The organism is Sinorhizobium kostiense, from assembly GCF_017874595.1.
Classification (GTDB): domain Bacteria; phylum Pseudomonadota; class Alphaproteobacteria; order Rhizobiales; family Rhizobiaceae; genus Sinorhizobium; species Sinorhizobium kostiense.
In genome coordinates, this window is record NZ_JAGILA010000006.1 from 224,252 (window position 1) to 237,767 (window position 13,516).

General features: G+C 63.4%; 13 protein-coding genes. 6 read left to right on the forward strand and 7 right to left on the reverse strand.

Features of this window, described 5'->3' with window-relative positions; genetic code table 11:
* Nucleotides 1-338 precede the first annotated feature (338 nt).
* Entirely contained in the window at nucleotides 339-1,232 is an 894-nt protein-coding gene (locus J2Z31_RS20800; protein ID WP_209604155.1) for a LysR family transcriptional regulator, read from the reverse strand.
* Nucleotides 1,233-1,345: 113 nt separating this feature from the next.
* Between J2Z31_RS20800 and hglS the strand changes: the two genes are divergently transcribed.
* From hglS to J2Z31_RS20825, 5 genes are all read left to right on the forward strand, one after another.
* A complete protein-coding gene (gene hglS, locus J2Z31_RS20805) occupies nucleotides 1,346-2,743 on the forward strand; it encodes a 2-oxoadipate dioxygenase/decarboxylase HglS (protein WP_209604157.1) in 1,398 nt (465 codons plus the stop codon).
* A 10-nt stretch (nucleotides 2,744-2,753) separates the two neighbouring features.
* Nucleotides 2,754-4,175: an FAD-binding oxidoreductase gene (locus J2Z31_RS20810; protein WP_209604159.1), complete on the forward strand. Its 1,422-nt coding sequence runs from the start codon at nucleotides 2,754-2,756 to the stop codon at nucleotides 4,173-4,175.
* Nucleotides 4,176-4,205: 30 nt separating this feature from the next.
* On the forward strand, nucleotides 4,206-5,738 hold the full coding sequence (gene amaB, locus J2Z31_RS20815) for an L-piperidine-6-carboxylate dehydrogenase (RefSeq protein ID WP_209604161.1): 1,533 nt from the start codon (nucleotides 4,206-4,208) through the stop codon (nucleotides 5,736-5,738).
* 42 nt (nucleotides 5,739-5,780) lie between these two features.
* Entirely contained in the window at nucleotides 5,781-7,013 is a 1,233-nt protein-coding gene (locus tag J2Z31_RS20820; protein ID WP_209604163.1) for a pyridoxal phosphate-dependent aminotransferase, read from the forward strand.
* 125 nt (nucleotides 7,014-7,138) lie between these two features.
* Nucleotides 7,139-7,885 (forward strand): sulfite exporter TauE/SafE family protein, encoded by a 747-nt coding sequence (locus tag J2Z31_RS20825; protein WP_209604165.1) that lies wholly within the window; start codon nucleotides 7,139-7,141, stop codon nucleotides 7,883-7,885.
* Here the strand turns inward: J2Z31_RS20825 and trmD are convergent.
* The 6 genes from trmD to J2Z31_RS20855 all read right to left on the reverse strand — a co-directional run bounded on the left by trmD (nucleotide 7,867) and on the right by J2Z31_RS20855 (nucleotide 12,495).
* On the reverse strand, nucleotides 7,867-8,604 hold the full coding sequence (gene trmD, locus J2Z31_RS20830) for a tRNA (guanosine(37)-N1)-methyltransferase TrmD (RefSeq protein ID WP_209604167.1): 738 nt from the start codon (nucleotides 8,602-8,604) through the stop codon (nucleotides 7,867-7,869). The genes J2Z31_RS20825 and trmD overlap by 19 nt on opposite strands.
* Nucleotides 8,605-8,611: 7 nt before the next feature.
* On the reverse strand, nucleotides 8,612-9,175 hold the full coding sequence (gene rimM / locus J2Z31_RS20835; RefSeq protein WP_209604169.1) for a ribosome maturation factor RimM: 564 nt from the start codon (nucleotides 9,173-9,175) through the stop codon (nucleotides 8,612-8,614).
* A gap of 169 nt (nucleotides 9,176-9,344) precedes the next feature.
* On the reverse strand, nucleotides 9,345-9,719 hold the full coding sequence (rpsP, locus tag J2Z31_RS20840) for a 30S ribosomal protein S16 (protein ID WP_209604170.1): 375 nt from the start codon (nucleotides 9,717-9,719) through the stop codon (nucleotides 9,345-9,347).
* 38 nt (nucleotides 9,720-9,757) lie between these two features.
* Entirely contained in the window at nucleotides 9,758-10,093 is a 336-nt protein-coding gene (locus J2Z31_RS20845; RefSeq protein WP_209604171.1) for a chorismate mutase, read from the reverse strand.
* 12 nt (nucleotides 10,094-10,105) lie between these two features.
* Nucleotides 10,106-11,674: a signal recognition particle protein gene (gene ffh, locus J2Z31_RS20850; RefSeq protein ID WP_209604172.1), complete on the reverse strand. Its 1,569-nt coding sequence runs from the start codon at nucleotides 11,672-11,674 to the stop codon at nucleotides 10,106-10,108.
* A 332-nt stretch (nucleotides 11,675-12,006) separates the two neighbouring features.
* A complete protein-coding gene (locus tag J2Z31_RS20855) occupies nucleotides 12,007-12,495 on the reverse strand; it encodes a RidA family protein (protein WP_209604174.1) in 489 nt (162 codons plus the stop codon).
* Nucleotides 12,496-12,693: 198 nt separating this feature from the next.
* Here J2Z31_RS20855 and J2Z31_RS20860 point away from each other — a divergent pair, with 198 nt between their 5' ends.
* On the forward strand, nucleotides 12,694-13,389 hold the full coding sequence (locus tag J2Z31_RS20860; RefSeq protein WP_209604480.1) for a TetR/AcrR family transcriptional regulator: 696 nt from the start codon (nucleotides 12,694-12,696) through the stop codon (nucleotides 13,387-13,389).
* The last annotated feature ends 127 nt before the right edge of the window (nucleotides 13,390-13,516 follow it).

Here is a 13,516-nt window from a genome sequence, read left to right on the forward strand (position 1 = left end):
CCCCATCCACCGTTCTCATCCCGGGTTCGAAGGCCGCCGCAAACGGAGGTCGGCCGGGATTTGAGGCACTGGAGATGGCAAAGCCGACGGCGCTTCGGCTGCCGCGGCCGCGTGATGCATGAAGATGGCATTTTTTAGCCGCAGTGTCAGCGGCTTGCAAGGATGGCGTGCACTGACGTGCACGGATCCGGTAAGCCTGCCGGACGGGGAGAGCGGACCTCCTCCGGCTCTCCCTGGGCTCGATGAACGTCTCTCTCAAATGCGCCCTTTCCTGGTCGGTGCGGTCCGGGGTGGATGGCGCCAGTCGCGAACAATCCGGCCGAACCCCTTGCGCCGGATCAGCCGACCTGGTCGCTGATCCACTCCCGGAAAGCGCGGCTGATCGGATTTTCCAATTTGCCCTCCGGAACCACGAGGTAATAGCTGTTCTCAGTCTGCATCGGTCGATCGAGTACGATCCGCAGCGTGCCTGCGGCGAGTTCCTGTTCGATCAGATAGCGAGGCAAAAGGGCAAAACCGAGACCTGCGGCGGCCGCTTCGATGACCATCGAAAACTGGTCGAAACGATTGCCGCGATAGGCGCCCTGGCTGTCGACGCCGCTCGCCTCGAACCATTGCGCCCAGAGCTTTGGCCTCGTCGCAAGGTGCAGCAGTGGCCCGACGCCGAGGTCCTCTGACGTCTCGACCGGGTTGGCCGCCAGGAGTGACGGGCTTGCGACTGGAACGATAATCTCGCTGCAGAGATAGCTGCAGATGGCGCGTGCCCAGACGGGTTGGCCATAATGGATCGCCAGATCGAAATTCTGCTCGTCGAAATCGAACGGTGCAGAGCGCGAGGCGATGTTGAGAACGGTGCCGGGATGCCGGCTCAGGAAATCGGGCAGGCGCGTCACCAGCCAGCGGCTGCCGAAGGTCGGCAACGAGGCGATGGAGAGACTCGACTCGGCGCGCGCCGAGGCCATGGCGCGCACCATCAGCTCCTCGGTCTGGTTGAGCAGGCGGCGGACCTCCGGCAGGAATTTCTGCCCCGCATCCGAGAGGATGACCCGCTGACGCACCCGCTCGAAGAGAAGCACGCCGAGCTGGGTTTCGAGGTCCTTGATCTGGCGGCTGACGGCACTCTGCGTCAGATTGAGCTCGGCGGCAGCCTGGGTGAAGCTGCCGTGGCGTGCGGCGCATTCGAAGGCCTGCAGCGTCGTCACGTCGGGGACCAGTCGGCGGCTCAACTTCATTCCAGCCTCGCATCAACATAGTCAGAAGCAACGCGATCCAACGCTCCGGGCTTCCGATATGATCTGAAATAAGAATGATCTTGTCCTTCACCCTTAGCGCGAGGCGAGTCCCAGTGAAAGAGAATAGTTTCGTTTCGACCGACGATATTCGTTCGGCCTTTTCCGCCGCGATGTCCGTCATGTACCGCGAGGAGGTTCCGGCCTACGGCACGCTGATGGAACTGGTCGCGAAGGTGAACGAGGACACGCTGGCGGCGAATGCAGGATTAAGGGAGCGCCTGCAAGCGACCGATTCTCTCGACCGTATCTCCGAGGAACGGCATGGCGCGATCCGCCTGGGCACGCCCGCGGAGCTTTCGATGATGCGCCGGGTCTTTGCTGTGATGGGCATGTATCCGGTTGGTTACTACGATCTTTCGACCGCGGGCGTGCCGGTGCATTCCACCGCCTTCCGCCCCGTCGGCGAGGCGTCGCTGAAGCGCAATCCGTTCCGGGTGTTTACTTCGCTCCTCAGACTCGACCTGATCGCCGACGAAATCCTGCGGGCCGAAGCCGAAACGATTCTCGGGGAGCGCCGGATCTTCACACCTGGAGCGGTCGAGCTCACCCTGAAGGCCGAACGCCAGGGCGGTCTCGACAGGGCCGATGCCGAGCGTTTCGTGGCTGAAGTTCTCGAAACCTTCCGCTGGCACGACAAGGCGAATGTCAGCGCCGACATGTACAAGCGTCTGCACGACGCGCACCGGCTGATCGCCGACGTCGTCTCCTTCAAGGGTCCGCACATCAATCACCTGACGCCGCGCACGCTCGATATCGACAAGGTGCAGGCGCTGATGCCGGAACACGGCATTGCGCCCAAAGCGGTGGTCGAGGGGCCGCCGACTCGCAATTGCCCGATCCTGCTTCGCCAGACGTCCTTCAAGGCGCTCGAAGAACCGGTCTCCTTCCGCGCCGACGGCGGCTGGAAAACCGGCTCCCATACGGCCCGTTTCGGCGAGATCGAACAGCGCGGCATCGCACTGACGCCGAAGGGCCGCGCCCTCTATGATCGGCTGCTCGACCAGTCGCGCAAGATCGTCCGCCCCGCCGCCGACGGCTCCAACGCCCGCGAGTACGAGGCCGCACTCGCAACGGCCTTCAGGGCTTTCCCGGACAGCTGGGCCGAGATTCGCGAGGCAGGGCTCGGCTATTTCAGCTATTCTCTGACGGAAAAGGGCAGGCAGACGAAGCTTCCCGGCCGTCGCGAGCTCCGAGCGCTGATCGCCGACGGCCTCATCGAGTTCGATCCGATCGTCTACGAGGACTTCCTTCCGGTCAGCGCCGCCGGTATCTTCCAGTCGAATCTCGGCGACGCCGCGCAGCAGGAATTCGTCGCGAGCCCGAACCAGCAACGCTTTGAGGCCGATCTCGGCGTCGCCGTGCTCAACGAATTCGACCACTATGCCGGTATGGAAAAGGCATCGATCGAAGCGTGCCTCAACGGGTTGACGGCGGCTGTCGCAGCGGAATGATACGCCAACAATGATCGCAATGGACCATATCGACGCGCTCACGGAGCTCCTTGGGGAAAAGGCCGTGGTGACACGTCCGGAAGACATGGAAGCCTACGAGACCGGCGCGCGCTACGATCGCGGTCGTGCGGGCGCCGTGCTGCGCCCGGCAACGACGGCTGAGGTTTCCGCCGCGGTCGGCTATTGCGTGCGCAACGGCATTCTGGTCATTCCGCAGTCCGGCAATACCGGCCTCGTATCCGGCTCGACGCCGGACAATTCCGGTGATGAAGTCGTGCTCAGCCTCGACCGGCTGTCCCGGCAGTTCGAACTCGACCTAGATAACCGCGCGGTTCGGGTCGATGCGGGGGTTCGCCTGTCGGAGCTCAACCGACGGCTCGAAGAGCACGAGCTTTTCTTCCCAATCGATCTTGGTGCCGATCCACGCATCGGCGGCATGATCGCGACCAACACGGGCGGTTCGCGCTTCCTGAAATATGGCGACGTCCGCCGCAACACGCTGGGTCTCAAGGTGGTGCTCGCGGATGAGGCGGGGACGGTGCTCGATCTCGATAGTGAATTGCGCAAGAACAATACCGGCGTCGACTGGAAACAGCTCTTCATCGGCACCTCCGGCGCTTTCGGGATCGTCACCGAATGCGTGCTCAATCTCGAGCGCGTTCCCAAGCAATCGGCAACGGCCTTGCTGGTGCCTGCGAGCGGAGCAGAGGTGCTGCCGCTCCTGAACGCCATGGAAGAACGGCTTGGAGCCTATCTTTCGGCCTTTGAAGGCATGTCGAAGAATGCGCTTGCAGCAGCCTTCGCCCATGTGCCGTCGCTGAAGAATCCGTTCCAGGCCGGAAACATACCGGACTACGTGATCCTCGCCGAGGTTTCCCGAACCTGGGCGCCGCGCGACGGCGAGCAATCGCTCGACTCGGTGCTCGAAGGCGTGCTTGCGGAAATATGGGAGACGGAGGAAGCGCCGCTCGCGGACGCCTTCATCGGTCCACCGCACGAGACCTGGGCGCTGCGTCATGCGCTTTCGGAAGGAGTGAAGCATCTCGGCAAGCTTATCGCTTTCGATCTCTCCTTCCGCCGGGGTGACATCATGGTCTTCTGCGACCATATGAAAGCGGAGATGCCGGCTGAGTTTCCGGGCGTCACCATCTGCGATTTCGGCCATATCGGCGATGGCGGGGTCCACTTCAACCTGGTCGTTGCGAGGGATAGCCCGCTATTGACCGACCCGGCCTTCGAACAGCGCCTGCGCGAATGGGTGTTCGCCGTCGCGGTCGAGCAGTATGGCGGCAGCTTCAGTGCAGAGCATGCGATCGGCCGCCGCAATCAGGCCTATTACGATTTCTACACGCCGGAAAAACTGAAGGAAATGGCGGCGGGCCTCAAGACGATCACTTCGCCGGGAAGGCTCGGCAGCGTGCGGTTTGGCTAAGTCGCCTAGAATCAAACGGGAGCATTACACATGAATATTGCAGCCACCAAAGTCGACGTCGCCAGTGAGGTAGCCGCCCTCCTTGAGAAGCTGGGCGTCGCCAAGGAACTCTACACCGGCGGCGACATGCCGTCCTTCAGCCCGGTCACCGGCGAACAGATCGCAAGCCTCAAGACCGACACGGCGGCCGAAGCCGCGAAGAAGATCGAGAAGGCCGACGAAGCCTTCCGTGCCTGGCGGATGGTGCCGGCGCCGAAGCGCGGCGAACTTGTCCGCCTGCTCGGCGAGGAATTGCGTGCCTTCAAGGCCGATCTCGGCCGCCTGGTCTCGATCGAAGCCGGCAAGATCCCTTCCGAGGGCCTTGGCGAAGTGCAGGAGATGATCGACATCTGCGATTTCGCCGTCGGCCTTTCGCGCCAGCTCTACGGTCTGACGATCGCAACCGAACGGCCCGGCCACCGGATGATGGAAACCTGGCATCCGCTCGGCGTCGTCGGCATCATTTCGGCCTTCAACTTCCCCGTAGCCGTCTGGTCGTGGAATGCGGCGCTTGCGCTCGTCTGCGGCGACGCCGTCGTGTGGAAGCCGTCGGAGAAGACGCCGCTCACCGCCCTTGCCTGCCAGGCGATCCTTGAGCGTGCGCTCGCCCGCTTCGGCGATGCGCCGGCGGGCCTGTCGCAAGTGCTGATCGGCGACCGTTCGATCGGCGAGGTGCTCGTCGACCATCCGAAGGTTCCGCTCGTCTCGGCGACCGGATCCACCCGCATGGGCCGCGAGGTCGGTCCGCGGCTCGCCAAGCGCTTCGCCCGCGGCATCCTCGAACTCGGCGGCAACAATGCCGGCATCGTCTGCCCCTCGGCCGATCTCGACATGGCGCTGCGCGCAATCGCCTTCGGCGCGATGGGCACCGCCGGTCAGCGCTGCACGACGCTGCGCCGTCTGTTCGTGCATGAGAGCGTCTATGATCAGCTCGTGCCGCGGCTGAAGAAGGCCTATCAGTCGGTCTCCGTCGGCAATCCGCTCGAAAGCTCGGCACTCGTCGGGCCGCTCGTCGACAAGGCGGCCTTCGACAACATGCAGAAGGCGATCGCCGAGGCGAAGGCGCATGGCGGTTCGGTCACCGGCGGCGAACGCGTCGAGCTCGGCTACGAAAACGGCTATTACGTCAAGCCGGCGATCGTCGAAATGCCGAAGCAGGAAGGCCCGGTTCTCGAAGAGACCTTCGCGCCGGTCCTCTATGTGATGAAATATAGCGACTTCGACGCGGTGGTCGCCGAGCACAATGCGGTTGCCGCCGGCCTTTCCTCGTCGATCTTCACCCGCGACATGCAGGAATCGGAACGCTTCCTCGCGGCCGACGGCTCCGATTGCGGCATAGCCAACGTCAATATCGGCACCTCCGGCGCGGAAATCGGCGGCGCATTCGGCGGCGAGAAGGAGACGGGCGGCGGCCGCGAATCCGGCTCGGACGCCTGGAAGGCCTATATGCGCCGGGCCACCAACACCGTGAACTATTCGAAGGCTCTGCCGCTGGCGCAGGGCGTCTCGTTCGATATCGAATGATTGGCGACATCGAATAGCTGGCGACATCGAATAGGATCGGCCATGACCATCAATGCAACGGTGAAGGAGGCGGGCTTTCGGCCCGCCTCGCGGATTTCCTCGATCGGCGTTTCGGAAATCCTGAAGATCGGCGCCCGCGCCAGTGCCATGAAGCGAGAAGGCAAGCCGGTGATCATCCTCGGCGCCGGCGAACCGGATTTCGACACGCCGGACCACGTCAAGGAGGCGGCCTCGCAGGCAATCCGGCGCGGCGAGACGAAATACACCGCGCTCGACGGCACGCCGGAACTGAAACAGGCAATTCGGGAGAAATTCCAGCGCGAGAACGGCATCGCCTACGAGCTCGATGAAGTCACGGTCGCCACCGGCGCCAAGCAGATCCTGTTCAATGCCATGGCGGCGACGGTCGATCCGGGCAACGAGGTGATCATACCGACGCCCTATTGGACCTCCTATTCCGACATCGTCCAGATCTGCGAAGGCAAGCCGGTATTGATCGCCTGCGATGCATCTTCCGGTTTCCGCCTGACCGCCGAGAAGCTCGAAGCGGCGATCACGCCACGGACCCGGTGGGTGCTCTTGAACTCGCCCTCCAACCCCTCCGGCGCGGCCTATGGCGCGGCCGACTACCGCCCGCTTCTCGACGTGCTGCTCAAGCATCCGCATGTCTGGCTGCTCGTCGACGACATGTACGAGCACATCGTCTATGACGACTTCGATTTCGTCACGCCCGCCCAGCTCGAGCCCCGCCTCAAGGAACGTACGTTGACCGTCAACGGCGTCTCGAAAGCCTATGCGATGACCGGTTGGCGCATCGGTTATGCCGGGGGGCCGCGCGAGCTGATCAAGGCGATGGCCGTCGTCCAGAGCCAGGCGACCTCGTGCCCTTCATCGGTCAGCCAGGCCGCTTCGGTCGCGGCGCTCACCGGCCCGCAGGAATTCCTGAAGGAGCGCAGGCAGAGTTTTCAGCGCCGCCGCGACCTCGTCGTCGCCGGCCTGAACGCGATCGAGGGTCTCGACTGCCGCGTTCCGGAAGGCGCCTTCTACACCTTCTCTGGCTGTAAGGGCATGCTTGGTCGGGTGACCCCCGTCGGCAAACGGATCGAAACCGATGCAGACTTCTGCGCCTATCTGCTGGAGGACGCCCACGTCGCCGTCGTGCCGGGCACGGCCTTCGGCCTCTCGCCTTTCTTCCGCATCTCCTACGCGACCTCGGAAGGGGAGCTGAAGGAAGCGCTCACCCGCATCGCCGCCGCCTGCGCCCGGCTTGCGTGAGGCGGCTAAAACCGACAACTCCCTCCGCGTCGCGCGGAGGGAGTATTGCGGCGTGATCGCCTGACGGGCTTGCAGTCGGCGCTGCCAGCCGCTATCCCGATCTCCGCGCCGGTTCGGGGGAGAGGATGACGATATTCCACGTGCTTCTGCTGTTCGTTGCGGGATTCCTGTCCGGCGTCGTCAATGCGATCGCCGGCGGCGGCACTTTTCTCACCTTCGGCGCGATGACGCTTGGCGGACTGCCGCCGATCGTCGCCAATGCCACCTCCTCGATCATCCAGCTTCCCGGCTACGTCACCTCGGCGCTCGCCTATGCGAAGGAGATTCGCGCCGATTGGCGCAATGCCGTCGTGCTCGGGATCATTTCCGCGATCGGCGGCCTTGCCGGGGCGCTGATCCTCTTGTCGCTCTCCAATCCGTCCTTCCGCGCGATGGTGCCCTGGCTCCTGATTGCCGCAACCGCGATCTTCGCGGCTGGGCCGCTGTTGAAGCCGAAGGCGCGCAGCGATGAACACAGGATCGGTCCCCTCGGCGCCGCGAGCCAGTTTGCAACCTCCATCTATGGCGGCTTCTTCGGGGCCGGCATGGGCATCATGATGCTCGCCGTGCTCGGGCTTGCGACAGGCGGTGGCTATCACCGGCTGAACGCGCTCAAGAACTTCATCTCGATCGTCATCGCGACGATTGCCATCTTCGTCTTCGCTGCCGGCGGCGTCGTTTCCTGGCTGCATGCGGCGATCATGGTGCCGGGTGCGGCGCTTGGCGGCTATTCGGGCGTTTGGGCGGCCCGGCGCGTGCCCCAGGCCGTCATCCGCGCGCTTGTCGTCGCAGTCGGTTTGCTGCTGGCCGCCTATTATCTTTTTACCGGCTGACGCGAATCGGGCTTCGCATCGTTTGCCGGGGGATTCGGATCACCCTTCAGCAGATCCGGCCGCCGTTCCTCGGTCAGCCGCCGTGCCTCGGCCTCTCGCCATTTGGCGATCGCGCCGTGATTGCCGGAGGTCAGCACCGCCGGAATCTCCCGGCCTTCGAAGACCTGCGGCCGCGTGTAATGCGGGTGCTCGAGCAGCCCGCCCTCGAAGCTTTCATGCAGGCCGGAAAGTTCATTGCCCATGACGCCCGGCAGGATGCGCACCACCGCATCGAGCAGCACCAGCGCCGCCGGCTCGCCGCCCGAAAGAATGTAGTCGCCGATCGACACTTCCTCGAGCTGTCGCGTATCGATGACGCGCTGGTCGACCCCCTCGAAACGGCCGCAGACGATGACGACGCCTGGGCCAGAGGCAAGCTCGCGCACGCGCGCCTGCGTCAGTGTCCGCCCGCGCGGGCTCATCAGCAGCCGCGGCCGGTGGTCATCCGCCGAGACATAGTCGATGGCGCGGGCAAGCACATCCGGCTTCAGCACCATGCCGGCGCCGCCGCCTGCCGGGGTGTCGTCGACGGTGCGGTGCTTGTCCTCGGCGAAATCGCGGATCTGCACGGCATCGATTGACCATTGGCCGCGGCTGAGAGCCTTGCCCGCGAGCGACACGCCGAGATGCCCGGGGAACATCTCCGGATAGAGCGTCAGCACGGATGCGCGGAAAGTCATGGCTTTGTCACTTGCGCCCGGTCGGGAATGATTTGCCGAGGCCATCGTCCTTGTCGTCGAGGAGACCCGCCGCAACAGGATCGACCAGCAGCTTGCCTGCCTCGAGATCGATTTCCAGAACCGACCATTCGGTGAAGGGGATCAGCACCGGCCGCCTGCCCGGTCCTTTCAATTCCAGGAGATCGCCGGCGCCGAAATCGAACACACCCGTCACTGCGCCATAGCTTTTACCCTCGGCGTCGACCGCCTCCAGCCCTTCGAGATCGGCATAGAAGAACTCGTCCTCGTCGAGATCCTCGTCCGGAAGGTTGTCGCGTTCGATGAAAAGCTCGAGCCCGTTCAGCGCCTCGGCGGAGGTGCGGTCGTTGATCCCGCGAAAGCGCACGACGACCATGTTCTTCGCTTCACGGATTTCGAGTATCTCGAAGACGCGGCCGTCTTCGCTGTGCAGATTGCCGTAGCTGCCGAGCGCGATCGGGTCGTCTGTATAGGATTTCACCCGCACCTCGCCGCGCAGGCCTTGCGCCGCACCGATCGTCGCCATCAGGACAGGGTTGTTTAGCTTCGTCATCCGCGGGATCCGGTAAGGGCGGTCTGCAACCGCCAATTCTCTGCGAGAGCAAATAAAGCAAAACGGGCGGCATGGAAATGCCACCCGTATTGCAACATGGCCGAGAGTAGGTCTGAGCGGGATGCGGGCGGAAAACCGCACACACGTGGCCCAATCCGCTCCGGACGTATTATTCTGCGGCAGCTTCCGCAGCGGCGGCGGCTGCCTCTTCGGCGCGCTGCTTGGCTTCGGCAGCCCGCTCCTGTGCCTTCTTGCCCGGCAGGGCCTTTGTCGGGTTGCTGCGGGCCGGGCGCTGGGCGAGGCCTGCCTGGTCGAGGAAGCGAAGCACGCGGTCGGTCGGCTGGGCACCCTGAGCGATCCAGTGGCTCACGCGCTCGGCGTTGAGCTCAACGCGCTTTGCGTCGTCCTTGGCAAGCATCGGATTCCAGGAGCCGAGCTTTTCCAGGAAGCGGCCGTCACGGGGCGAGCGAGCATCGGCAACGACGATCTGGTAGTAGGGGCGCTTCTTGGAACCGCCGCGGGCGAGACGAATTTTCAGTGCCATTTCAATTTACTCCTTGCAGGCTTTCTTGACCGCTTCGTTCAAGCGGAACTTGTAGTGCCGGCGCTGCCCGCGGGCTGCGAGCGATCGGCGGCGATGGCTTCATGATGCCGGATGACTTCCTTGATGATGAAGTTCAGGAACTTCTCGGCGAAATCCGGGTCCAGATTGGCGTCCTTGGCGAGCCGCCGAAGGCGTTCGATCTGGTATTCTTCGCGCGCCGGGTCGGCCGGCGGCAGTCTGTGCTTGGCCTTCAGAACGCCCACCGCCTTGGTGCAGCGGAAGCGTTCGGCCAGCATATGGACAAGGGCGGCATCGATATTGTCTATCGACTGCCGGTAACTCGCCAATTCCTCTTTGATCTCGGGATCAAGCATCCGTTGCGATCCTCACTTCTTCTTCGGCAGGCCGGGCAGGCCGGGGAAACCGCCAAGGCCCGGCAGCTTGGGGCCGCCCAATCCTGGTAATCCTTGGCCAGGCAGGCCGCCGCCCAGCCCAGGCATATTCGGGCCGAGACCGGCGGTTTCCGCCTGCTTCTGCAGAGCTTCGAGCTGTTTCGGATCGAGCTTCGAGAGATCTGGCATGCCGCCGCCGAGGCCACCGAGGCCCATCTTGTTGGCAAGGCCGCCCATCATCTGCTTCATCATTCCGCCTTTGCCCTTGCCGCCCATCATCTTCATCATGTCGGCCATCTGGCGGTGCATCTTCAGGAGCTTGTTGATGTCCGAGGCGTCGGTGCCGGAGCCGGTCGCGATCCGCTTCTTGCGCGAATGCTTGAGCATATCCGGATTGGCGCGCTCGGCCTTGGTCATCGAGGAGATGATGGCGAGCTGGCGCTTGAACAGGGAATCGTCAAGCCCGGCCGCGGCCATCTTGTCCTTCATACCGGCCATGCCGGGCATCAAGCCCATGATGCCGCCCATGCCGCCCATCTTCTGCATCTGGCGCAACTGATCGGCGAGGTCGTTCAGGTCGAACTTGCCTTTCGCCATCTTGGCGGCCATCGCCGCCGCCTTTTCGGCGTCGATGTTCTCCGCCGCCTTCTCGACCAGCGAGACGATGTCGCCCATGCCGAGGATGCGGTCGGCGACGCGGCGGGGATGGAACTCCTCGAGTTCGTCCATCCTCTCGCCGACGCCGATCAGCTTGATCGGCTTGCCGGTGACGGCGCGCATCGAGAGTGCCGCACCGCCGCGGCCGTCGCCATCCATGCGGGTCAAGACCAGCCCGGTGATGCCGACCCGGTCGTCGAAGTTGCGGGCGAGATTGACGGCGTCCTGGCCGGTAAGCGCGTCGGCAACGAGGAGAATCTCGTGCGGGTTGGACTTCCGCTTGATCTCCGCCATCTCGATCATCAGCGGCTCGTCGATATGGGTGCGGCCGGCAGTATCGAGGATGACGACGTCGTGGCCGCCGAGCTTTGCCGCCTGGACAGCGCGAGCGGCGATGTCGGTCGGCGACTGGCCGGCGATGATCGGCAGGGTGTCGATGCCGGTCTGGGCGCCGAGCTGGCGCAACTGCTCCTGGGCGGCCGGCCGACGGGTGTCGAGCGACGCCATGAGGACTTTCTTCTTGTCGCGGCTCGTCAGCCGCTTGGCGATCTTGCCGGTCGTCGTCGTCTTGCCCGAGCCCTGCAGGCCGACCATCATGACGACGACGGGCGCAGGCGCGTTGAGGTCGATCGTCACCCCTTCCGAGCCGAGCATGGCGACAAGCTCGTCATGGACGATCTTGACGACCATCTGGCCGGGCTTGATCGACTTCAAGATCTCGGCGCCAACCGCCTTCTCGCGGACCCTCTCCGTGAAGGAGCGCACGACGTCGAGCGCGACGTCGGCTTCGAGCAGCGCACGGCGAACCTCCCGAAGCGCCGCGGAAACATCGGCTTCCGACAGGGCGCCGCGGCCGGTCAGTCCATTCAATATGGAACCAAGACGGTCCTGCAGGCTCTCGAACATTCTCTCTTCCTTCTGGCTTCCGGTTGACCTTGGGGCTCGCCGGAAACGTGGGGTCCCTCGCGCGGAAAACAAGGCGCAAAGCCGAAAACCACCCGAGGGCGCAACGCGCTGTCGGATGGTGACCTCCGGGCTCTCTTTATACCTTTGCGGGGCCCGGTCGGCGGCTTCGAAGTCAACACTTGCGAAGGAATTTTGCCGCGATAAACAGGAAAGCGGGCGGAAAGTCAAGGAGCGGAAGCGAAGCCGCGGCATTCGGCGCCAGCCTTGCAAGATTGGGAACCTTGATCTGGCACGCGAATCCTTGCGACTGGCCGGGCCGCGAGAGGTGCCGGCTAGTCAAGCATGACCACGGCTTCCACCTCGAAGAGCATAGGGTCGATCGCGAGCTTGGGAACGGGGACCAGGGTCTGCGCAGGCAGCCTTTCGCCGAACATTTCCTTGACGTTCCTGGTCAGGACTTCAAGCTTCGACATGTCGTGATCGACTACGTAGACCGTGAGCTTGGCGACCTGATCAGGCTTTGCACCGATCCCCTCGAGGACGGTGCGCAAATTTGCGTAGGCCTGTGCGACCTGGACGTCGAAGTCGGGCGACAAGGCTCCCGTGCTATCGAAGCCGCCCTGTCCGGAGATGTAGGCCATCCGGGCATTAGAGGGCACTATCACCGCCGTGCTGTAGCCATTCGGCGACGGGTCGCCAAGATTCGGTGGATTGACGATGGTCAGCTTGAGATCGTTCTCGTTCGCCGCCGTCGTAGTTGGAACGCCCATGGTCATAACGATTAGCCCTCCGATAAGCGAATGCTTGATTACGAGTGACATGATTTTCTCTTGGCTCTGAGGACTGCGGGTAAATGACCCATCGCAGCCTACAGGATTGAACATCAACCAAACGCTCGTATGATCAAGTCGTACGGCGTACGATCTGATCGCATCGTACGACGTACGAGTCAATTGGGTCACAATCGGCGGCGTCGCATTTTCAGACAGAGTCGACGTTCTGATCAGCAAGGTAGACGAATGGCAAACAAATCTGGGCGAGCCACTGGCAAACGGTCTCAGCGGACAAGAAGCCCTCCTCCGTCCGCGCAGGAGCGGGGCGGTGAACAGCCTCTTTCTCTCGGGCGTATTGTGGTGACCGCGATAGAGTTGCTGGACGCTGAAGGGGTCAATGGCTTGACGATGCGCAAGTTGGCCGATCGCGTCGGTTCGGGCGCGATGAGCCTTTATTGGCATGTCGACAACAAGGAGGCGGTCTTTGACCTGGCGCTCGACACAGTGCTCGAATATCGCGGACCGCAGCAAAAAGCTGAACCCCAAGACTGGCGAGGCGAAGTCCTTCACATGCTCGAGGACTGGCGCGCGAGCATGCTGCGACATCCTTGGTCGGCGTCACTATTGCCGCGCCGGGCCCTCGGGCCGAACATACTCAATCGCCTGGAACTGCTGAGCAAGACCTTGTCCGCCGCCGGCGTGGGAGACGCAGACTTGAACGCCGCAATATGGTCGCTGTGGAACTATGTGATGGGTGCCACCATCACCCGGGCGAGCTTCGACTTTTTGGACGCCGACAGGGCGGCCGCGCAGCAGCGCCTCACAAGCCTCAGCGAACGGTACCCGACCATCGAAAGCTCCCATTTGCTTTTGGATGACGATTGGGACGGCGCTTTCAGGAAGGGCCTCGGCTTTCTCCTGGACGGACTCCCTCTGAGATGAGGCAGAGCCATCTCTCCGATCTCATAGCGATCTTTGCAGCGCTGCGAATCGGGATTGTCGAAGGGCCGCAGAGACCGCGAGGCACCTCATGCGCATTTGCATAGGCTGCTGCCCAAGCGAATGCCGA